General features: G+C 54.2%; 21 protein-coding genes. 6 read left to right on the top strand and 15 right to left on the bottom strand.

Features of this window, described 5'->3' with window-relative positions:
• The first annotated feature begins 145 nt into the window (after positions 1-145).
• Positions 146-838 (top strand): TorF family putative porin, encoded by a 693-nt coding sequence (locus tag DB48_RS13965; protein ID WP_041510846.1) that lies wholly within the window; start codon positions 146-148, stop codon positions 836-838.
• Positions 839-1,166: 328 nt separating this feature from the next.
• The gene (locus DB48_RS20305; RefSeq protein ID WP_011864234.1) at positions 1,167-1,340 is read left to right on the top strand and encodes a hypothetical protein; all 174 of its coding nucleotides are present in this window, start codon (positions 1,167-1,169) and stop codon (positions 1,338-1,340) included.
• Between the two features lie 39 nt (positions 1,341-1,379).
• On the opposite strand, the gene DB48_RS13960 is transcribed toward DB48_RS20305, so the two are convergent.
• The 5 genes from DB48_RS13960 to DB48_RS13940 form a co-directional block, all read right to left on the bottom strand.
• Positions 1,380-2,837, bottom strand: a complete 1,458-nt coding sequence (locus DB48_RS13960) for a methyl-accepting chemotaxis protein (RefSeq protein ID WP_041510845.1) — start codon at positions 2,835-2,837, stop codon at positions 1,380-1,382.
• A gap of 180 nt (positions 2,838-3,017) precedes the next feature.
• Positions 3,018-3,581: a chalcone isomerase family protein gene (locus tag DB48_RS13955; protein WP_041510844.1), complete on the bottom strand. Its 564-nt coding sequence runs from the start codon at positions 3,579-3,581 to the stop codon at positions 3,018-3,020.
• Between the two features lie 129 nt (positions 3,582-3,710).
• Positions 3,711-4,571: a hypothetical protein gene (locus tag DB48_RS13950; protein WP_041510843.1), complete on the bottom strand. Its 861-nt coding sequence runs from the start codon at positions 4,569-4,571 to the stop codon at positions 3,711-3,713.
• A 72-nt stretch (positions 4,572-4,643) separates the two neighbouring features.
• Complete coding sequence (locus DB48_RS13945) at positions 4,644-5,825, bottom strand: DUF5692 family protein (protein ID WP_235375407.1); 1,182 nt, start codon at positions 5,823-5,825, stop codon at positions 4,644-4,646.
• A 62-nt stretch (positions 5,826-5,887) separates the two neighbouring features.
• Positions 5,888-6,793 carry a hypothetical protein gene (locus DB48_RS13940; protein WP_041510842.1) on the bottom strand — a complete coding sequence of 302 codons (906 nt, stop codon included), beginning with the start codon at positions 6,791-6,793 and terminating at the stop codon, positions 5,888-5,890.
• Between the two features lie 999 nt (positions 6,794-7,792).
• Here DB48_RS13940 and DB48_RS13935 point away from each other — a divergent pair.
• The 3 genes from DB48_RS13935 to DB48_RS13925 are packed head-to-tail and all read left to right on the top strand — an operon-like array spanning position 7,793 to position 10,810.
• The gene (locus DB48_RS13935) at positions 7,793-8,746 is read left to right on the top strand and encodes an HlyD family secretion protein (RefSeq protein ID WP_041510841.1); all 954 of its coding nucleotides are present in this window, start codon (positions 7,793-7,795) and stop codon (positions 8,744-8,746) included.
• Positions 8,746-9,723, top strand: coding sequence for an ABC transporter ATP-binding protein (locus DB48_RS13930; protein WP_041510840.1), 978 nt, complete (start codon positions 8,746-8,748; stop codon positions 9,721-9,723). The genes DB48_RS13935 and DB48_RS13930 overlap by 1 nt, the downstream gene beginning before the upstream one ends.
• Positions 9,710-10,810 carry an ABC transporter permease gene (locus tag DB48_RS13925; RefSeq protein ID WP_041510839.1) on the top strand — a complete coding sequence of 367 codons (1,101 nt, stop codon included), beginning with the start codon at positions 9,710-9,712 and terminating at the stop codon, positions 10,808-10,810. The genes DB48_RS13930 and DB48_RS13925 overlap by 14 nt, the downstream gene beginning before the upstream one ends.
• A gap of 57 nt (positions 10,811-10,867) precedes the next feature.
• Here the strand turns inward: DB48_RS13925 and DB48_RS13920 are convergent, their stop codons facing one another.
• From DB48_RS13920 to pmbA, 8 genes are all read right to left on the bottom strand, one after another.
• A complete protein-coding gene (locus tag DB48_RS13920; protein ID WP_041510838.1) occupies positions 10,868-12,241 on the bottom strand; it encodes an alanine/glycine:cation symporter family protein in 1,374 nt (457 codons plus the stop codon).
• Between the two features lie 267 nt (positions 12,242-12,508).
• Positions 12,509-12,964 (bottom strand): CopD family protein, encoded by a 456-nt coding sequence (locus tag DB48_RS13915; protein ID WP_041510837.1) that lies wholly within the window; start codon positions 12,962-12,964, stop codon positions 12,509-12,511.
• A gap of 361 nt (positions 12,965-13,325) precedes the next feature.
• Positions 13,326-13,574, bottom strand: coding sequence for a PspC domain-containing protein (locus DB48_RS13910; RefSeq protein WP_041510836.1), 249 nt, complete (start codon positions 13,572-13,574; stop codon positions 13,326-13,328).
• A 185-nt stretch (positions 13,575-13,759) separates the two neighbouring features.
• The gene (gene arsJ / locus DB48_RS13905; protein WP_041510835.1) at positions 13,760-14,989 is read right to left on the bottom strand and encodes an organoarsenical effux MFS transporter ArsJ; all 1,230 of its coding nucleotides are present in this window, start codon (positions 14,987-14,989) and stop codon (positions 13,760-13,762) included.
• Between the two features lie 11 nt (positions 14,990-15,000).
• Entirely contained in the window at positions 15,001-16,011 is a 1,011-nt protein-coding gene (locus DB48_RS13900; protein WP_041510834.1) for an ArsJ-associated glyceraldehyde-3-phosphate dehydrogenase, read from the bottom strand.
• A gap of 41 nt (positions 16,012-16,052) precedes the next feature.
• Positions 16,053-17,087 carry an ACR3 family arsenite efflux transporter gene (gene arsB, locus DB48_RS13895; protein WP_041510833.1) on the bottom strand — a complete coding sequence of 345 codons (1,035 nt, stop codon included), beginning with the start codon at positions 17,085-17,087 and terminating at the stop codon, positions 16,053-16,055.
• 4 nt (positions 17,088-17,091) lie between these two features.
• Positions 17,092-17,439: a metalloregulator ArsR/SmtB family transcription factor gene (locus DB48_RS13890; protein ID WP_041510832.1), complete on the bottom strand. Its 348-nt coding sequence runs from the start codon at positions 17,437-17,439 to the stop codon at positions 17,092-17,094.
• A gap of 198 nt (positions 17,440-17,637) precedes the next feature.
• Complete coding sequence (gene pmbA, locus DB48_RS13885) at positions 17,638-18,978, bottom strand: metalloprotease PmbA (protein WP_041510831.1); 1,341 nt, start codon at positions 18,976-18,978, stop codon at positions 17,638-17,640.
• Positions 18,979-19,123: 145 nt separating this feature from the next.
• On the opposite strand from pmbA, the gene yjgA reads away from it, so the two are divergent.
• A complete protein-coding gene (gene yjgA, locus DB48_RS13880; protein ID WP_041510830.1) occupies positions 19,124-19,666 on the top strand; it encodes a ribosome biogenesis factor YjgA in 543 nt (180 codons plus the stop codon).
• A 104-nt stretch (positions 19,667-19,770) separates the two neighbouring features.
• On the opposite strand, the gene DB48_RS13875 is transcribed toward yjgA, so the two are convergent.
• Positions 19,771-20,904, bottom strand: a complete 1,134-nt coding sequence (locus DB48_RS13875) for an ABC transporter permease (RefSeq protein WP_041510829.1) — start codon at positions 20,902-20,904, stop codon at positions 19,771-19,773.
• 1 nt (position 20,905) lies between these two features.
• Positions 20,906-22,072, bottom strand: a complete 1,167-nt coding sequence (locus DB48_RS13870) for an ABC transporter permease (protein ID WP_041510828.1) — start codon at positions 22,070-22,072, stop codon at positions 20,906-20,908.
• Positions 22,073-22,081: the final 9 nt, after the last annotated feature.

The raw sequence follows: 22,081 nt of genomic DNA, 5'->3' as shown, positions 1-22,081 counted from the left end.
GCCTACCCCTGACGAAAATAAAATAACTAATTGAAAAATAACTAATAAATATTTGGCACACTCTTCGCTATAGCTTGTACGCGGCCTGACAATACTCATAACAACAGGCAAGGCCGCTCCCATAGACCAATAAGAAGGAATGAGTATGAAACAAGCATTGCGAACCCTAAGCCTACTCGCGGGCACCTTGATGGTGGCCTTACCTGCCAGCGCTAGCGTCACGGGCAACATTGGTGCGACCTCCAACTACTTGTGGCGCGGTGCCACCCAGACAGGAGACGCACCCGCGGTTCAAGGCGGCATAGACTTCGAACACGATAGCGGCCTCTACTTAGGCACATGGGCTTCTAATGTGGATTTCGGTGACAACACCAGCTACGAGATCGACTTCTATGGCGGCTATGCGGGCAGCGTGGGGGAAGATTTTGGCTATGACATCAGCTATCTCTACTACGCCTATCCCGACAGCGGTTCGAGCATAGACTTCGGTGAAGTCACCCTGGCCCTAAGTTGGAAGTGGTTTAGTCTCGCCTATTCCCAGGTAGTCAATGCCGATAGCGATGTGGCAGCCGATCCTTTCGATGAGAAAGATCTCAGCTACATCAACGCAGGTTTTAGCTTCCCGCTGTCGGAAACCCTGTCATTCTCGGCGCACTATGGCTACTCCAGCGGCGATGTGGTCAACGCCTGGTTCGATACCGACAACTATGCCGACTACTCCCTCTCTCTGGATAAGGAGACAGACTTTGGTACCATCTCCTTCTTGGTCAGCGATACCGACCTCGACGGTGACGATCCGAAAGTGTTGGTAGGCTACAGCTATAGTTTCGATTTGTGATCTAAATTTAAATGAGTTGCCACTAATTTAGCTGGCAACTCACTATTGTTCAGCCGCTATTCCATTTAAAAACAATTAATTAAAGTCAACACATTCACCAACGCCCTCCGATTTAGTCGAGAAAATCGACAAATACAAATGTGTTAACTCGATCAAACAAAAATTGAAAATCCCCTGCTATTTTTCTCATTAGCGCTCGCTAATGTGCCCAGGCCTTAGGACGCTAAACTAGCTAACGCTTTGACTCAGTTAACTTTATGTTAAAGCGGCTCAGTGCTAAGCAGCACCAAATGAGTGCTCAAGCACTTTATTTGACGAGGATTTCAATATGGCTCAGTTACTCGATGTTATTCCGAACGATGCTGAAATCGAAGCGATCACAGCACCTAAAAACCCTAAGGCCGCCTGTGAGCTGCAACACAGACGCGAAGTCAAACGTCGCCTGGAAGAGTTACTCGAAGAGGCGGCCCTCAAACGCGCCATGGGGGGCGATTTCTACTGAAAGTTAGCGATTAGGGTAGGTCATCCCTACCCTTAGATGCTAATCCGCCTGGCAGTGAACAACCTTAGTCAGGCTATTGGCTAACGCCTGCAGCTGCTCAACCCGTCTGGCCAACTGCTCGCCCTCAATAGCAACCGATTCGGATACTTGGTTAGTGCCCACCACACTGCTGGCCACCTCGCTGCTGGCACTATTTAGCTGGGTGAGCGCCTCTCCTTGCTGGGTCATTAACCCCGCCAGCTGATTAACGTCATGAACCACACTGGCAATCTGGTCGATGATCTGCGTCAGCTCCTCCGCACTCTGCTCTATCACTCTTTGTCCTTGAATCACCTCGTCACGGCTGTTGCCGAGCAGCTGACGTATCTCTATCGCAGAGCGGTTACTCTTAGCCGACAGCTCCCTGACTTGTTCCGCCACCACGGCAAAGCCTCGTCCATACTCGCCGGCCCTGGCCGCCTCAATTGCCGCGTTTAGCGCCAGTAGATTCGTTTGCTCCGCCACAGAGGTAATGAGATCGGCAACCGAGACGATCTCCTGATTGCTTTTCAGTATCGCCGCAATCGCATTGGTCGACGCCTCTAAGGATTGGGCGCTATTGGCCGCCCGGCGATCGATAGATTGGCAACGCCCCTTTAGCTCCTCCATAAACTGTTCAGATTGACGCATGTCTTGGGTCATCTGCGACACCTGCTGACTCATCTGCTCTGCGGCACTGGCCTGAGATTCGCAGTTCACATTAAGCTGAGTCACCTGCCGATGAAGTGTCAACGCCTGGGTGTCCAGCGCGGTGGCGACGCCCGACAGGGCCGAGGCATCCTCACTGGCCTGAGTCAGCACCTGCCCGAGGCGCTGCTCGCCCGCCTGCGCCTTGGCGGCGCTCGACTGCATATGTTGCTGTGCTTCGGCCTGCGCCTGATTGGCCTTAAACCGGGCCGCGCAGCTATAACCCTGTGCGACGACTATGACCACAAGCGGGAGTATCATGCCACTCCAGGCCTCTATGGCCTCCCCGGCTTCAGACAAAGCTATGGTCACCACTATCTGCTGCTGCAATCCCTGCTGCACCATCACGGCCGACAGGGCGATAACGACCAGACTCCAAAGGGTCGCCATGACTAAATTGGCGGTCAGATAGAAGGCGATAATCAACACCGCAACCCAGAGGCTCTGGCTAGAGGTGAGTATGCCACCTCCCTGATAAATAACGTTGAGGGCATGCAACACCATGCCAAAGAAGCCCAGATTTAACGCCAGATTTATCTGCCGCAGAAAGCGAATCGTCGCGGCGGCGATCACCTCGACGGAGATTAAGATCATCGAGGTGATCATCAACAGGGTATGGGGCTGCTGGGCCCATTTCATCAGGCTATATAGCCCGGTAAACAGACAAAGCAGCGTGAAGAACAACAGGGTATCGACTAGACGAACTTGATCATCATTCCAGCCATGGCGCTTTGGAAAAAACAACTTGCGCCAAATAGCGAGAGGGGTCATAGGCTTTGCGCTCCTGCCACGTTAGGACTCAGGCTCGAGTTAAGCCAGCCTGTCGCTAATCAGCATGACGTTGCATTGCAACCACCGGGTGAACAGGAGTGGCTCATCGACACTGGCTCTTTTGCTAGAGGCATGTCTGATGGCACATCAAATGCTGACCGCAACAGGCCGACTTAAAACTTACCCTTTAAGCATCTCTTTCTTTAGCCCTTTATCCGTCGGATTGTCACCCAACCAAATCGCGAGCACGGCCTTACGGAAATCTTCACCACTGGTGACCGACAGCTGCTGACCATTTTTATAGCTAACAATCCCAGTACCCGGCACGCTCACCAAGGTAAATTGATCGCCCTCCTTGATCGGCTCGGCAAAGGTTGCAATAAAGGACTTGATGCTATCGGCAATGGCGCTGGTGTCTCCATCGGTCGCGCGATCGAATCCATCATGCATCGCCTCGGTCATCTTCTCTGAGGTGATCATGCCCGAGGTGATGTTGAGTCGAATCGCGGATATTTGTTCGCCATCGACCACATTGGCGGCCTGATCGGTAGGACCAACCGTATAGAGGGATCCCACATAGAGATCCATGAAGAACTTACTGCGAACACCTGCACCATTAAGTTGCAGCACCTGCTCCTGAGAGGTCATGGTGTCGGCAACATCGACCCCCGCCACCTCGACTGCCGACACTGCAGAGGTACTTAACAACAGCACACTCGCCAATAATAAACTCTGTTTTTTCATCTGTGACTCCATCGAATTCCAGGTCGTGGCGGGAGGCTAAGCCTCTCATAGCGAGCCTTCTGCACACGACATAATAAAAAGGCACTAGCGCCGAACTGGGGAGCAAAACGCTAGCGCAAAGGGCACCAGCTAGAATGCGTGGTTGTACTCGATCCAGTAGCTGTCATCCGTGCTGTCGCTATTATCCGTCTTAAAGTTCACACGAATGTTTTGACGCTTATTCATCTGGTAGGCCACCGAAATTTCACCATTGAAACTGGCCATTTGTAATCCGCCATCCATGATGTCATCGCTCCAGCCCTTACCCTGAATCTCATCGGTATAAGAGGCGCTCACCAGGGTCCACCAGTGATCGTTAAAGGCATAACGGGCGTAAACCATACCGGTCAGAATGAGTGACGGCACATCGATGCCGCTGCTCGATACCGCGGTACTAGCGGCCATATCAGGCGGCAAGATCTGCGACATGTTATCTTCAACTACCACGGCGCCGGCATAGAGAATCGGCCAGATATAGAAGCTGTCTGTTACTGGAATCGTCATCACGGGACCCGCCTGGATCACCGCCATGTTGCCGTAGAAGGGATGGTCCGCCAGGATGGCATCGATCGACCAGCCGGTGCCATTAGTCGTGTTAATGGTGCCATAGCGCATACGATATGAACGCTTGCTGGTCTCGTCGTTAAAGGTTGGGATCATGCCGTAATCAGGGTGAGCCACCATGCCTGTAAACTGCGGCGTCTTGTCTCCCTCATTGAAGATATTTTTTGCCTCGAAGATCACCCCTGTTTTTTGTCCCGAGGTGGCCGTCTTTTCAGACAGCATCAACTGCGCCTTAAAATTTGCACCTTCACTACCATAGGAAGCCCCCAGAGAGGTATACACATCCGTTGGGTTAGACATATCGATATCGGCATCATCTGCCGCCATCGCGCTGAAACCACAAGTCATTGACGCTACAACCGCAACACTTAAAAGATGCTTTTTCATAATTGACTCCATCGTCATCATTTGATCTATTTGTTAAAAAATCGGTTTTAATCACTTGTCGCATTACGGCGGTTAACTTGCCGCAGCCAGTGCCTGACGGCGCTTCCACTTGCCAGTAAAGAAGACATAGGCATATGCACTGTTAATCACGAAACTTGCCAGCCCGGCGGCGAGCATGAGTTCATCGTTACGTGGCATTGGCACCACATTGCTTTCGTACATGAATGGGCAGCTGAAGTAATACATGAAGGAGCCAGCCAGCGTGAACGCACGCGCCTGCAACCAGGTACCCTTCTTGATGAACAGCGCGGGCAGTGTCGCGGCGATCAGCACCATCATCTGCGCCGTCGCAGAACCCGGGAAGTTGAGGTAAACGAAGACGATGTTCCAAACGTCATAGGCAATGATCCAGAAGGTGGTCATTGCGGGCCAGATCATATCCTGCTGCTTAGACTTGTCGGCAAAGATCTGCGCCCAGCCCGCCAGCGTGATGATGGACAACACACCGCCAATGGCGTTGAGGATGTTAGCGAGGTTACCCATACTAAAATCCTGCATAACGGCTTCTGAAATGTTGATGGCGAGGAAGGCGGCCGCGCCAAACTTGGCCCACTTCATATCCCCTATCTTGGTAAAGCGGATCAAGGTAAATAGCGCGGCGGCGCCCACCACAGAATAGAGCTTGACCCACTTGAACCAATAGGTCACACCATAGCTGGACCATAATGGAATCAATACGATGGGCAGAATAAACCACAGCAGGTAGTTGCTGTACTTGAAGCGGCGGCATAGCTCGTTAAGCAGCATCAAGCCAATCAGCACCAAAAGCACGTGTCCGAAGGCGCGGTTTTGATACCACTTGTGGATGTTAAAGCCATCGCCATCCAGGCTAAAACGCATGGTCTCGGCTTCGACGAAGCTGATCTTTGCGCCATCGAAGTCGGTGATCAAGGCGCCTGGCTGACTGCTGATCGTCAGGTCATGACCCGACAATGCCCAGTGCTGAATCTCGCTATGGTTGAAGCCACCCGACTGCTTAATGACCTGAACCGTATCATCGCTGCCAAATTCGAGGCGATAGAACAGGCTGCCTTCACCCGGCTTACCGTCTCGCGTTCCCTGCCAAACCTGCCCCTGAATATTGTCCAGATGCGATGTCGCATCTAAGGCGTCGTCTGCGTAGCTAACTGAGCTGCATAGCATCAGTAACATGGCAAACATAGTGCTAAATATCTGTTTCACCCTGAGTTTCATAATTTCACTCTCTCAATCGTGATGCTTAGATGAGGGGCGCCACCTTGCGGCGCCCTAAGGTCTTAAGCCGTGGTTAGTTGTTGCTGTTTTTCCGGCGTATCTTTGTAGTACTCATTCAGCATCGGCGGCTCGTTGTCCCCGGTAGGCGGCTCGCCTGTTGGGCTAGTGCGTTGCTTATTGAAGTACCAGATGGCAAATGGAACGTGCAGACACAGGTTGATCGCGCCCCACACCCAGAGCACTGTGTCGTTGGCCCAGCTGGTCGAATCCATCACAGGCGTGAAGATGTCGGCATTGGCGCGAACCAGAATGTGGAAGGCTAAGGTGTACACTCGAGCGATGATGTAGAGCTCGGGGCGCCCCTTGATGATGGGGTACAACTCTGCCGCCATTAAGATACAGAAGGAGCTGGCGAAGTAGCCTGGGTTCTCACCAAACACGAAGGCCAGGTTCCATGTGGTGTAGAGGAAGTTCCACGCCGCAGTCGAATAGAACAAGAGATCATTGGGCTTGTCTCGACCTATCACCCAATACATGCGCTGGCCGTTCTTATAGCGAGGGAACGGGATGGTGATACACAGAATCACACCACAGATAGCATTGAAGTAATTAGCGGTCACAAAGTCTTTAGCCGTTGCCTCGGCAATGTTGAGGAACAACACGGCGTACAACACCTTGAGTACCCAGTCGCCCCTGAAGAACGCCAGCACCCTATTAGGATTGTCATAGTAGAGATAAGCGATGCGAGCACCGCCCACCACGATAGCGGTAGGGATCAGCACACTCACGGTTTTCGCCCAACGGAACCAGCCGTCGAGGTTATCCGCCCATAAGGGCGCGGTCAGTAATGACAACAGCCAAAAGGCTGCCGTTAATCGAGGTGTACGGCGCATGCCCTCCACCAACACGAGCAAGAACACTATGTATCCGCTCATCGAAACAACATATTGCCAGACAGGTATGTCCATAACGCCTCCTGAGTTAACTTGATTCAGGTTGACGCTTACATCGACGCTAACCTGAACAACTTATAGAGCAATTACTCTAAATTAGAGTCTTTACTCTAATTTTTCTTTTTCGCACTTAATGAGAGCGGCCTCACATTGCGGTCAAGTTCAGGGGGCCAAATGTGAACATTTTGCAACGAGATGTGATCCCGATAACAAAGTCGATAAGATTTAATTAATGGACGACAGGCAAACGCAAACGAACACCTGTCTTAGGAAGCGAGATAGGGAAAAACTCAGAACAGATAGCAATGAGGCAACATCAGAACAAATAAAAGTATATTTAAAATCAATTACTTAAACATATGCAAATTAACAAACAATAAGATACACGCTAAGTGCGCCAACCTCTCACAGAAAAATGTGGCGCTCACATTACTTTTACACACTCTAGGCAAAATGCGGTCAACCTAGAGGAAGAACCAAAAGAAAGGCCTTGATACCAGCCACCAAGACACTGAGATGTTAACAAACCGGCAAGTGACAGTCTTGCACCAAACGGCGCCTAACCAAGGACTCAAACCACTTAAATGCGTTACAAAAGGCTCGCCACCAAGCCTAATCACAACCTGGATAGCGATGTTATCGCCCATCTATTGTTGTCATCTCTCCTCCCAAAATTGTCCGAAACAAGGCAACCTAGCCTAGCGCCATCAGTCGAAGCCACTCACAACTTAGCACCAGCAAGCCTAGCAACTAGCGCCAAGAATCATCTATCTCAAACACAAAAATAGCGCCCTCTTAGGACGCTCTTTGTTGTGCAACACAGGCCTTAGCGTGTGGCTTAAGCTTAAACTCAGGCTTAGGCTTAGGTTACGCCTTAAATTGGCTTATCAGGTCGAGCCGAGGGCTTGGTAAGATTCCCCTTCTCCACTGGCTAAATTGGTGTAAGATTAAATTCAGCACATAACTTATTGATAGTCATAATTCTTCCGAGCAGTTTATCTGCAAGAGGTCATCATGACGCTAAGCAAATCCTTACGCCTCATTGCCCCACTTCTCCTGCTGCTAAGCGGCTGTCAGGGATCCGAGCCGCCCCAGGCCCTAGGCACGTTAGAGCGCGACCGGGTACTCCTGCGCGCCACCACCTCAGAGATCATCACGGCCTTACCTAAACGCGAAGGTAGCCAGGTCACCGAGGGCGACTTGCTACTGCAATTCGACACCCGCAAACAGACTGCACGAGTTGCCAACGCCCAGGCCCAGTGGCAGAAGGCACAGGCCTACCTGCTCAGGCTCACCAATGGCGAACGTCCAGAGGATATCGCCAGCGCGCAGGCCAATCTGGAGCGTGCCACCGCCGCCATGGTGCAGGCGGAGAAGACCTACAGGCGCATCGATAAGCTCAAGCGACAGAACCTGGTGAGTCAGCAGGATCTGGATCAGGCCGTTGCCAGCCGGGATCAGACCATAGCCGAACACAACGCCGCGAACGAGGCCTTGAGCAAGCTGATTGTCGGCGTGCGCCAGGAAGATATTCAGCAGGCCCAGGCCGCCCTGGATGCGGCGGCCGCCGAGCTGGATCTGGCGCGGCAACTGCTGGATGACCTCAGCATCACGGCGACCCGCAGCGGACGCCTCGACAGCCTGCCCTTTAACCTGGGGGAGCGAGTGCCCGCCAACGCCGTGGTAGTGGCGATTCAGGCCGACAAGGCCGCCTATGCCAGGGTCTATATTCCCGCCCCCGCCATGGCCAAGCTCACCATAGGAATGCAGCTTAAGGTGCATATCGACGGTCAGAACACGCCCTTTACCGGCACGCTACGCTGGCTCAGCAAGGAGCCGGCCTTCACGCCATATTACGCTTTGAATCAACAGGATAGATCTCGTCTCGTCTATCTGGCAGAGTTCGATCTCGACGAGACGGCCCAGCGTCTGCCCACGGGCATCCCCGCCCAGGTGGAGCTGCCCTGATGTCTCCAAGTGCGGAGCTGGCCATAGATGCCCGCGGCGTCGATAAGCGGTTTGGCGACCTATTGGCGGTTGCCGAGCTGGACCTACAGGTGCAGAAGGGGCACATCTACGGCTTTCTTGGCCCCAACGGCTGTGGCAAGTCCACCACCATCCGCATGCTCACCGGCCTGTTAACCCCGACTCGGGGTGAGATCAATGTCCTGGGCATGGCGATCCCCAAGCAGGCCGAGGCACTCAGGCGACACATTGGCTATATGACACAGAAGTTTTCCCTCTACGAAGATCTGAGTGTCAGGGAGAACCTGCAATTTATCGCCGACATCTATGGTCTGGGCGCCAGGGAGAGCAAACGCAAGATAGATGAACTGACGGCCACCTATCATCTCGACGCCCAGCGCCAGCAGCTCGCGGGCACCCTCAGCGGCGGACAGAAACAGCGCCTGGGGCTGGCCTGCGCCTGTATCAACGAGCCAGAGCTTCTGTTTCTCGACGAGCCCACCTCGGCGGTTGATCCCCAGAATCGCCGCGACTTCTGGGAGCAACTGTTCGATCTCTCCGAGCGCGGCACCAGCATCTTAGTCACCACCCATTACATGGATGAGGCGCAGCGATGCCACCAGCTGGCGATCATGGAAAGCGGCCACATTCGCGCCAAGGGCAATCCTCAGACGTTGCTCGAGGAGATGCCACTGCACGTCATAGAGATCGCCGGACACAGGCTGCGACAGCTAAAGTCACATCTTAGCCAATTCGGCGAGATCCCCTCCGCCGCCCAGCTAGGCGATCGCCTACGGGTCCTGGTCGACAAGCAGATAGCGGCGCCTATTCCCTGGCTGCTGGAGAAGAGTCGCGCCGTGGCAGGCCAACTGACGCCACAGCAACTGACTCAGGTCGCCCCCAACCTGGAAGATCTCTTCGTGTCGGTCACCGGCAAGGGGCTCAGCCCATCGCGGGAGGCGCAAGATGCTACTGGCTAGCCTGAGGCGCATAAAGTCGATCACCACCAAGGAGATCCGCCAGCTCAAGCGCGACCGCATCACCTTCGGCATGGTGGTGATGATCCCGCTGATCCAGCTACTGCTGTTTGGCTATGCCATCAATACCGATGTGCGTAACGTGCCCGTGGTGGTGGTGGATCAGAGCCACTCCGCCGCCGGTCGCTGGATAGTCGAGGCAATCAAGGTGACTCAGGTGGTCAGCATAGAGAAGCACTACGCCAGTGCCGAGGAGGCCGAGGCCGCCATTACCCGGGGCGAGGTACGCGCGGCACTGATCCTGCCGCCCAACCTCACTCAGAAGCTGGCCAATGGCGAAACCCTGGGACAATGGGTGGTCGACGGCTCGGATACCATGATTGCCTCGGCGATCAGCCAGCTGAGAAACATGCCGCTGGATCAGATCACAGGGCAAGACACACAAAGGCTGCCCACCTTCGAGGTCGCCCTCTTCTATAACCCAGAGCAGCGCTCGGCGGTCAACATAGTACCGGGGCTGATCGCGGTGATCCTCACCATGACCATGATCCTCTTTACCTCGGCGGCCATAGTACGAGAGCGCGAGCGCGGCAACCTGGAGCTGCTGATCACCACGCCCATCAAGCCGCTAGAGCTGATGCTGGGTAAGATAGTGCCCTACATCTTGGTGGGCTTGGTACAGATGACCATCATCCTCGGCCTGGGGCATCTTATCTTCGACGTGCCCATCAATGGCGCCATCGCCCAGCTGCTGATGGGCACCCTGCTGTTCATCGCCGCCAGCCTCACCCTGGGGCTGATCATCTCCACCATCGCCAAGACGCAACTGCAGGCGATGCAGATGACCATCTTCATCATACTGCCGACGATACTATTGTCGGGTTTCATGTTTCCCTTCGAGGCCATGCCCAGGCCGGCCCAATGGCTCGCCGAGCTACTGCCCGCCACCCACTTCATGCGCATCATACGCGCCATAGTGCTGCGGGGCGGCACCCTGAGTGACATGCAGTTCGATGCCCTCTGGCTTATCGGCTTCACCCTGGTCGGCATCCTGGTGGCCTCGCTGCGCTTTAATAAGCGCCTCGACTAGCCATATGAGCAACAAAAAAAGCGCCCGAGGGCGCTTTTTTATCTCATAACAGACGGTTTAGCTACTGGCCTCGGCCTCTTGCTGACGCTTCTTGATGAAGTACTCGCGAGTCAGGCCGAACACCACAGGGCTGAGCAGCGCCAAGGCGATCAGGTTAGGGATTGCCATCATGGCGTTCAGGGTATCGGCCAGCAACCAGATGAAATCGAGCGAGCTGACGGCCCCTAACGGCACCACCACCACCCAGATGGCTCTGAATGGCTTCACCGCACGCACACCAAACAGATACTGCACACACTTCTCGCTATAGACGCTCCAGCCCAGGATGGTGGTGAAGGCGAAGATAGAGAGGGCGATAGCCACGATATAGTTACCCATAGGCAGGGCATGAGAGAAGGCATAAGAGGTCAGCGCCGCGCCATTCTCACCCGATGTCCAGGCACCGGATACCACAATCGCCAGACCGGTAATGGTACACACCACCAGGGTATCGATGAAGGTGCCGAGCATGGCTACCAGGCCTTGAGCCACAGGGTTATTGGTCTGCGCCGCCGCGTGAGCAATGGGCGCACTCCCCAGACCCGCCTCGTTAGAGAACACACCACGGGCCACACCGAAACGTACCGCGGCCCACACCGCCGCACCGGCAAAGCCGCCCTGGGCCGCCACAGGATTAAAGGCGCTGTGCACGATAAGGGCGATGGCATCGGGAATGTCGGCGAAATTAACCACGATCACCGACAAACCGGCGGCGATATAGAATACCGTCATCAGGGGCACCAGCTTACCCGCCACATCGGCGATACGCTTGATACCACCCATCAGCACAGCGCCCACCAACACCATGAGCACCACACCTGTCACCCAGGTGGGCACGCCGAAGTTACTGCTTAGGGCGTCGGCCACAGAGTTGGCCTGTACTGTGTTGCCGATGCCGAAACCGGCGAAGGATCCAAACAAGGCGAAGGCTGTACCCAGCCAGGCCCATTTGCTGCCTAGACCATTCTTGATGTAGTACATGGGGCCGCCGATATGGTTGCCGTTATCGTCGACTTCACGGTATTTCACCGCCAGCACCGCCTCGGCAAACTTAGTCGCCATGCCGACTAAGGCGGTACACCACATCCAGAACAGGGCACCCGGGCCGCCGATAAAGATGGCGGTCGCCACCCCGGCAATGTTACCCGTACCTATGGTGGCCGACAGTGAGGTCATCAGGGCATTAAAGGGGCTGATCTCCCCCTTCATCTGCTTATCTTTGTCGGGAATACGCCCAGACCAGAGCAACTTAAAGCCGGTACCCAGCTTGAGGATGGGCATCAACCGCAAGCCAAAGGAGAGAAAGAGTCCTACGCCTAAGATCATCACGAGCATGGGAGTACCCCATACGAACCCGTTGATCGTACTGACAAACTCAGTAATAACTTCCATTCAAACCTCTTCGTTTTTATCGTTATTTTGGTGATCTACGCCACGCTTTGTTGATTGCATCCCAGAGTACAACGAAAAGCGCTCAAAATGAAAGCAACGATTGTTAACAAATTGAAACAAAGAGAGTTAGTTAAGAGGTGGGCGATGCCTAGGCAGGCCTAGCAAATCATGGGAAATAGAAAGTGATGGATGGTCGAGAAGTTAAGGCAGCTAACTCAACCCCAACCTCGTCTGCGAGCACAAGCCTGATGAGCCTGTCGCCCACACTTAAGAGACGAGGTAGGCCAAGCCCCCCAGCTTGAAGGAGACACCAACCAATACGAACATGATTGATAATAAGGTTACCGGGACAATGTGGAGCGCCATATCCGTCAGGTTTGACGGTGACAGCTTAGGAATGACCCTGAACCTAGCATCTAAAGCCAGAAGGAAAGTGAGCCCGAGTAAGGTTAATTTCGCCGCAATACCATGAGCCAAGGGAACCGACATGTCGAACCACAGGCTAACATCTGGCAGCAGCCGATACGCTAACATCAGGCCGGTTATGATCTGGATAACCAAGGCGGGCATGCCGATTTTTTCGTAGACGGATTCAAATTCCAATAAGCGTTGAGGCGATCGCTCTTTGAGTACACGGGGCAGTACTACCACCGAAAGCACTATATGCCCACCCGTCCAGATGGTCGCCGCCAAAATATGTAGCGTGAGAATTAAACCATACATACTTAGGTAATCTCCTGTGAGTTCCAGCACTTCTCATAAGGGTTAATTTTCTAAAACCTGTGGCGAATGAGGTTTACCGCCTTTAAGTCAAGCGACATCCCCAACACAAAACCTACGCTCACACCATGGGGTTACTCATCGATAGGAAATCTATATTACACGACTTAGACACTGCATAATGCCCGTTGCGATCAATAATGAGACGTAAAAACATCTTAATTCTCTAGTCACTCTGATGGATTGCTCAACGACTCCTCGCACCTCTATCTCTCGGCACTTGAACTAAGAGCATCTAACTAAGGAAGCAATCGGCTAACTGAGATATGTCTAGCCTCGATACAGATAGCTAATACCCCGCTATTCAACGGAGTTGACTAGCCTTACGCTGCAGCTGACGGCGCATCGCCTGCGTGGTGGGAAATTGTGGCAACACTAACCAGCAAATCAGATAAACCAAGACAGGAAGGAAGAAGAATAGGCTGGTTAAGACAAAAGCAATTCGCAACCCATTGACTCTTAGACCAAAGTAGTCGGCTAAACCAGAACAGACACCGGCAATAACCCCCTTATCACCCCGGGTTAATATCTTAATACTCTCTAAATCTGTCATGAAAATCCCTTTTAAATTCAGATTACTATTAACAAACGGTCACGTTTGAACCTAGAGTCACTATAACCAAATTATCTTGATTTTGTTACACCAAGAGTCTAAGTCTTGGTATATGAGTTCTTAAGCAGTTCCCGCTGTTGCTAGAATATTTAGCAACCTCAAAGTATTCAGTCTTCATTACAAGGCTAGCGCCTCGGCAGCCCCACGCTAATCACTGCTGTTAGCCCGAGCAGCACCGTCGAGATCCATAAGCAAGCCGCCAGCCCATAGGCCTGATACACCCAGCCCGAGAGGATAGTGCCCAATAGCCGTCCCATGGCGTTAGCCATGTAGTAGAAACCGACATCCAAGGAGACGCCATCGTCACTGGCATAGCTAACGATCAGGTAGCTGTGTAAGGAGGAGTTGATGGCAAACACGGCGCCGAAGAGCAAGAGGCCGACAAGCAAAGCCGCTTCTTGGGCCATCGCCGACGCAAACCCGAGTTGTCCAGCTAGGGCCAACGCGATCGCGGCGGGGATCAGTGTCAATCCACCCGCCCATAACATGGCACTGCGGCCATCGGGCACCAGGCCGCTGGCCTTGCCGGTGATTCTGGGCGCCAGGCTCTGCACCGCGCCATAACCTATGACCCAGAGTGCCAGAAAGCCCCCCACCCGATAGTGGTCCCAGCCGAACTGACTGGCAAGATAGACAGGCAGAGCCACCACAAACCAGACGTCACGGGCGGCAAACAGACACATGCGCGCCGCCGATAAGATGTTGATCGCCCGGCTCTTAGAAAAAAGCTCGGTAAACTTTGGCTTGTTTTTGGCCTTGCCCAGATCTTGCTTGAGTTTGATGATGCTAACCAGCCAGACGATGCTGAGTAGGGCCGCCATCAGGCCGATAGCCCCCTTGAAGCCCAGCAGCGCCAGCAGGGCGCCGCCGAGGAAGAAGCCAGCCCCCTTGAGGGCATTCTTAGAGCCGGTCAGCACGGCAACATACTTGTACAGTCTGCCCTCTTCGCCCTTGGCCACCAGCATCTTGACGCTGCTCTTGGCGCTCATCTTGTTGAGATCTTTGGCAATTCCTGACAGAGCCTGGGCGGCCATCACCCAGGGCACGGTGAGCCAGGCACTTGGTACCAGCAGCATACCCAGTGCCGCGACCTGCAAGCCGAGGCCGATGTTCATGGTGCGATTGAGCCCCAAGCGGGCGCCAAGATAGCCGCCCACCAGGTTAGTCACCACGCCGAAGATCTCGTAGAAGAGAAACAACATGGCGATCGATAGCGGCGAATACCCAAGCTGGTGAAAATGCAGCACCACCAGCATGCGCAGCGCACCGTCGGTCAGGGTGAAGGCCCAGTAGTTGCCGGTCACCAGCAGATACTGGCGCATCTCACTCGGTAGGGCGCGCAGGCTAGTTAGCATGCTGGCGTACCTTAGGCCTTATCCAACCGGCCGACCATACGTGCCAGCTCGGCCGTACGGTTGGCATAACCCCACTCGTTGTCGTACCAGACATAGAGCTTGAGCTGTGTATCGTTGATCACCATGGTCGACAGGGCGTCGACTATGCTGGAGCGCGGATCTGTCTTGTAATCCACCGACACCAGCGGGCGCTCCTCGTAGCCTAAGATATCTTTCAGCTCCCCTTGGGCTGCCTGCTTGAACAGGGCATTCACCTCGGCCTCGGTAACACCACGCTGCATCTCAAACACACAGTCAGTGATTGAGGCGTTGGCCAGCGGCACACGCACCGCATGGCCATTGAGCTTACCCTTAAGCTCGGGGAAGATATGGGTAATGGCGGTGGCCGAACCTGTGGTGGTCGGGATCAGCGACTGACCACAGGCGCGGGCACGGCGTAGATCCTTGTGGGGCGCATCTAAGATGGTCTGGGTATTGGTGATGTCGTGAATGGTGGTCATGGAGCCATGTTTGATGCCGATCTGCTCATGCAGCACCTTGACCACGGGGGCGAGACAGTTGGTGGTGCAGGAGGCCGCCGTGACTATCGGATATTTGTCCTTGTCATACAGCTGATGGTTGACCCCCATGACGATGTTGAGCACGCCCTCCTCCTTCACCGGCGCGGTCACCACCACTCGCTTGACCCCTTGGTCGAGATAAGCCTGCAGCAACGCCTTCGACTTCATCACCCCCGAGGCCTCGATCACTAAGTCGCAGCCCGACCAATCGGTATCGCCGATGGCGCGGTTAGCGCTAGTTGCAATGCGCTTATCACCTATGACTATCTGATCGTCTTCGGCAACAGCCTCATGCGCCCAGCGGCCATGGATGGAATCGAAGGTGAGCAGATGGGCCAGGGTAGCGGCGTCGCCCGCCGGGTCGTTAATCTGCACAAACTCGATATCGTCCCACGCCCAGGCGGCGCGCAGCGCCAGACGTCCCATGCGGCCAAAGCCGTTGATGCCTACTTTGATTGTCATCTTGTTATCCTATTCTCTCGATTCGCTGTTTCTGTTGCCGCCTAGGCCTTACCTAGGCCGCGCAAATAATTAGTTTTATCCCGATTGACGAAGGCCACTAGGGAGAGCATCACGGGCACCTCCACCAGCACCCCCACCACGGTCGCCAGCGCCGCGCCTGAGTGCAGGCCAAACAATGAGATGGCCACGGCCACCGCCAGCTCGAAGAAGTTAGAGGTGGCGATCATACAGGCGGGCGCCGCCACCTCCTGTTCCAGCCTGAGTCGCTTAGCGGCGAAATAGGCGATAAAGAAGATGCCATAGGTCTGGATAAGCAAGGGTATGGCGATCAGCAGGATATTCTGCGGCTGATCCAATATGGTGTTGGCCTGCAGGCCAAACAGCAGCACCACGGTCGCCAGCAGTCCCAGAATAGACCAGGGCTTGAGGCGAGCGACAAAACCCTCGACGCTCAACACATGACCCTTTTTATTCAAAAAATTACGGGTGATCACGCCGGCGACAAGCGGCAGTACCACATAGAGCACCACTGAGATCAGCAGCGTCTGCCAAGGCACCTGGATGTCGCTAACGCCCAGCAGGAAGGCACAGATAGGCGCGAAGGCAAACACCATGATGATGTCGTTCACCGACACCTGCACCAGGGTGTAGTTAGGATTGCCCTTGGTGAGCTGACTCCAGACAAACACCATGGCGGTACAGGGCGCAACCCCCAACAGGATCATGCCAGCGATATACTCGCTGGCGGTCTGCGCGTCCACCCAGGAGGCAAACAGGACTCTGAAAAACAGCCAGCCCAGCAGCGCCATGGTAAAGGGTTTAACCAGCCAGTTCACCACAAAGGTCAGCAACAATCCCTTGGGACGCTTGCCCACATCCTTCACCGCCGAGAAGTCGATCTGCACCATCATGGGGTAGATCATCACCCAGATAAGCAGGGCGATCAGCAGATTGACGCTGGCATATTCAAAGGAGGCGATTAGGGCAAATTGCGCCGGCAGCAGATAGCCCAAGGCGACACCAGCCACTATGGCCATTCCTACCCAGACACTCAGATAACGTTCAAATAGTCCCATGGATTTATCCTTTACAACAGACTTGTACCCGCTCGGGGCGCTGACCCATTCTAGCCAGACGGGCCTGGGCCTGACGCAAGAGTTCAGGGTTGCCCGCCAGGGTCTTTTGGATCACCTCGCCAGCCCAGGCGGGTAGCTCGGGGTTGATACGGTAAAACACCCACTGGCCCTGACGACGGTCACTTAACAGCTCAGCCTTACGCAGCTGCGCCAGGTGACGTGAGACCTTAGGCTGGCTCTCGTTAAGCGCCGCCATCAACTCACACACACACAGCTCGCCCTCTGCCTGGATCAACAGCAGGCTCAGCAGGCGGGTCTCATCGGAAAGGGCTTTAAAGATTGCGACGGCCATTGGCACTCCCACACATAAATATATGGATAAGCATATATATGGTTTTCCGTATATTCAAGTCTTGTTTGCCACGCTTGTAACACGCCCCCCAGCCGACGAGCAGACACAAAAAAGCGAGCCATCGGGCTCGCTTCCTAGCATTTAAAACATCAGTATTTAAAATAGCAGCATGAAAAATATCAGTCTGAATATGCCGGATTAGTTACCGGCAATCTTCATCTCATCGAGCAAAATGGCACCGGTGCGGATGGAAGAGCGCAGATCCCGCTCCTTACCCACGGCCACCATGTTGCGATACATATCCTTGAGATTACCGGCTATGGTGATCTCTTCCACGGGGAATTGGATCTCGCCCCTCTCCACATAGAAACCGGCCGCGCCGCGAGAATAATCGCCGGTCACGCCGTTGACCCCCTGACCCATCACCTCGGTGACAATAAGACCTGTGTCCATCTGCTTCACCAGCTCATCGAAGGTCTGCCCGGTATGAGAAAGCGTCCAATTATAGATACCACCGGCATGGCCCGTGTTAGTCAGGCCGAGCTTGCGCGCCGAGTAGCTGGTCAGCAGATAGGTAGAGAGAATGCCACTGTCGATGATGTTGCGATCGATTGTCGCCACCCCTTCGCTGTCATAACAGGCGCTGGCCAGTGCTCCCTTGAGGTGCGGCTGCTCGGCGATGGTAAACCACTCGGGGAAGATCTGGGTATCTAAGGCATCGAGCAGGAAGCTCGACTTGCGATACAGGCTGCTACCGCTGATGGCGCCTACCAGATGCCCCATGAGACCGGTGGCCACGTCAGGTGCAAACAGAATCGGCAGCTTAGTGGTGGCAATCTTGCGTGCCCCCAGACGACTCAAAGTCTTCTTGGCCGCCTGCTTGCCCACCGCCTCCGGCGTCCATAGGTCTTCGAAGCGACGGGCGACCGTGTAGTCATAGTCACGCTGCATATGACCGTCTTGCTCGCCGATCACCACACAGCTCAGGCTGTAGCGTGAGCTAACATAACCATTTAAGAAACCATGGCTGTTGCCATACACCTTGGCACCTGTGTGCGCATTGGCACTGGCACCGTCGGAATTGATGATGCGGGCATCGCTATCTAAGGCCGCCGTTTCAGCGCTTGCCGCCAGAGCTTCGAGTTCGGCAGGCGCAGCCTCGTGAGGATAGTAGAGTTCGAGATCTTCTATCTGCTTGGCCATCAACTCGGCATCCGCCAGGCCATTGAAAGGATCTTCCGAGGTGAAGCGGGCAATATCATCGGCGGCCTTCACGGCGCGGCGAATCGCCTCAGGGCTCAGATCTGATGTCGATGAGCTCCCCTTGCAGCCATCCCTGAACAGTGTGATCCCCAGCGCACCATCTTTATTAAACTCAACGGTCTCAACCTCTTTCAGGCGCGTAGAGACTGAGAGTCCCTGCTGCTTGCTGATGGCCACTTCGGCCCCTGAGGTACCCAATTTGGCGGCATATTCCAATGCCATAGACACGGCGTCTTTCAGTGAATTCAATTCGGTTTCGATGCTGGGAGAAGGCACAAATCTACTCTTTTGTTATCAAACGTGGCCGTAGCATAGCAAACCCGTCCGGCTTTCACATTAAATAACTGAGTCGTTTCGTAGGCGATATTGGCCGGAAATGGTATCATTAGGGGAGTTATGGCTTAGACCCCAGAGAGTTTTAATGAATAATATTGTTGGTGACTCAGAACACTTTAAACAGCCCTTCGATCATGACGATGATTACGTCAGCAGAGCCGATATAAAGCGCGAGATTGCCATTTACCAAGAGCTAGGTAAGAAACTGGTCTCCCTCAGCAAGAGCCAGCTGAAGAAGCTGGAGCTGGACGAGCTGCTGCACGACAACATCTTGAAAGCCAAGACGATACGCATCAATAGCGAGGCCCATCGCCGCCAACTGCACTATGTCGGCAAGCTGATGCGCAACGTAGATATCGACGAGCTGCAGGAAAACCTGAAGAACGTGCTCAACCAGAATCGTAACGAAAGCTCTAAGCAGAACGTCGCCGAGAAGCAGAAAGATCAGCTGCTAAGTGGCGGTGATGAGGCGATTCAGGCCCTGCTCGAACAGCATCCAGGCCTAGAGCGTCAGAAGCTGCGCCAGCTGGTGAGACAGGCTAACAAGGAGCTGACCAAGAAGCCCGACGAGGCCTCTAAGTCTGCCGCCGAATTGGTCAAGTATCTGCGCGCCGAGACTGGCGAATAGGCACTAATTCCTTGAAAAGATAATCCCTCGAAAAGATAGCCCTTCGAGCGAATAGCCTTTCGAACAAATAGCCTTTCGCGAAAATTGCCCGCCATCAGCGCGGGCTATTTGCTATTTAAACGGTACCTGACGCCCAGATAGGCTAGCAGAAGATAGACCAGGGCCAAGCCCCATAGCTGCCACCAGAAGCCGGCAACACTGCTCCAGCTGGCGCCCATCTGATTTAACTGCAACATGCCCTGTATGCTAGGTATGGCGGGGATCACCTGGGCGATCCAGATAAGCGGCGACGGGATCAACTCAAACGGCCAGATAAACCCTGAGACAAACAGGATCGGCATAGAGATAAGCAAAAGCACCTGGGTCGGCAGATCACGCCGGGTAAACATACAGCTAAAGGCGACACCGGCAATTGCCGTACAGATAACGAAGGGCACCAGGAACAGGACCACCTGGGATAGCACTCCCTGTACGCTGACCCCATACCAGTAGTTACAGAAGCCCACATAGAAGCTGGTAAATAGGCTGTAGATAAGGGCGAACACACTCACCCGGGCAAAAATAAGCTTGATGGCAGGCACCTGCTGCCAGTAGCCCTCTCTTCCCCATTGCCCCGCACCGAGTATGCCCGCGCCAATAAGCAGGGTCTGGTGCAGCACCAATAACAGCACGCCAGGCACCACATAAGGGATATAGCCCAGGCTAGGGTTAAAGGCGGGTACGCTGTTGAGCTTAATCGGCTCCAGGTCATGCTTCACCTGTTTGGCCGAACTCCCCCTGGCCAGCAGACCATTAAATTGTACATATTTGCCCGCATCTATCCCGGCAGACACTAAACCTTCGAGCACGGCAGAGTAGATCAAGAAGTAGTTTGCATCGCCGCCGTAGGCTAAGGTCACCCCTTTTTGACGAATCAGATCCCGCCTAAATCCTTCAGGAATCACCATATAGCCATGGGCTCTACCCGAGGCGATCCAGTCCTCCGCCTGGTTAATATTATTCAGCTCAGCGACGACCTCGAGCTTGGGGCTGGCATCGGCATGGCGAATCAACTGACGACTCAGGCTCGAGTGATCCCCGTCGACGACGACTATCTGCTGCTTGGTCGGCACTTCATGCAGATAAGGCAGTGGATAGAGCACAGAGTAAAAGAGCACGCCGCCAAACAAGGTGATAGCGATCGCCTTGTCTGTCACTATCGACTTAAAGTCTGCCCACATCAAAGACCAAAAATCCATATTAAGGCGCCTCATTCATAGGCTGACTGCTGGCTTCGGCAGGCCATTCCCGCCTGACCCGGCGAGCCAAGAGCACAATCACAGGCACCAACAACAAGAAGCCCCAATAGCTAGTCACCTGCTGGACAAAGACAGAAAAATCCTGGCCATAGCTCACCACACCAACATGGGTATCTATGTAGTGGCTCGATGGCATGAGCTTTCGCCACCACTGGGCCAACTGCGGCATCTCCTGGGTTGGAAAGGTGATCCCCATAAAGGGAAATGCCGGAGCAAACAGCGCGGTGCAGAAACTGATCACCCTGGCGGCGTCTTGCAACAGGAAGAAGATGGTGAGTACCAACAGCCACACCGCCAACAACATCACTATCTGCGCCAACAATAGCTGACCGAATACCCCCGCCAGCGGTAATCCCAGGTACTGATATAGCAGGGTCAGGATCAGGCGCCCCTGCAGCACAATCAAGGGCGTATAAACAAGCATCTTGGCCCATAACACGCGCCGCGTGCCCAGGCTAAACCACTCGGTCATGGTCTCCTGTCTTAGCTCCCGATTAAGGGAGTTGGCAAACACTAACATGGCGAGCAGTTGCCCCAGGGCGAGCAGTATCGGTGGCAGCAAGAACACCACATAGTTACTGTTGGCATTATAGAGCGCGCTTACCTGGGTCTTCACTAAGTTAAGGTTCACTTCGGCCTGCGCCATAGGCACACCCGCGGCCAATTGCTTCAACAGCGCCTTGCTCTTGAGTCCATCGGCCAGGCTGAGCTGGATCTGGCTCGATAACAGCTTACCAACCAAGAGGTATTGGCTGTTGTAACGTATATCTATGGTTGGCTGATGACCCGTAAGTAGATCGCGATTGAGCTGAAACGGCAACACCACCATGGCATAGGTTTCGGCGCTCTCCATCGAGGCCTTGGCACTATTGATGTCTTGATAATGAATTGGGGTGATCACAGAGTTAGCCTGTAGCCGCCTCACCAGCATACGGCTGATCTGACTCTGATCCTGATCGACGATCGCCACGGGCAACTCACGTGGCAGACCGGCACTAAATAGCCACCATAAGCCGAATATCCCCACCAAGGGGATATAGCTCACTAAGGCGAGTTGCCAAGGGTCATTCCACAAGGCGATTAACTCGCGTTTAATTAGCTGCTTCATGGTGGCCAA

The sequence above is a fragment of the Shewanella sp. cp20 genome, assembly GCF_000832025.1.
Lineage (GTDB): Bacteria > Pseudomonadota > Gammaproteobacteria > Enterobacterales > Shewanellaceae > Shewanella.
The sequence above is the reverse complement of the archived record's forward strand: the minus strand, read 5'-3'. Positions and strand labels throughout refer to the sequence as shown.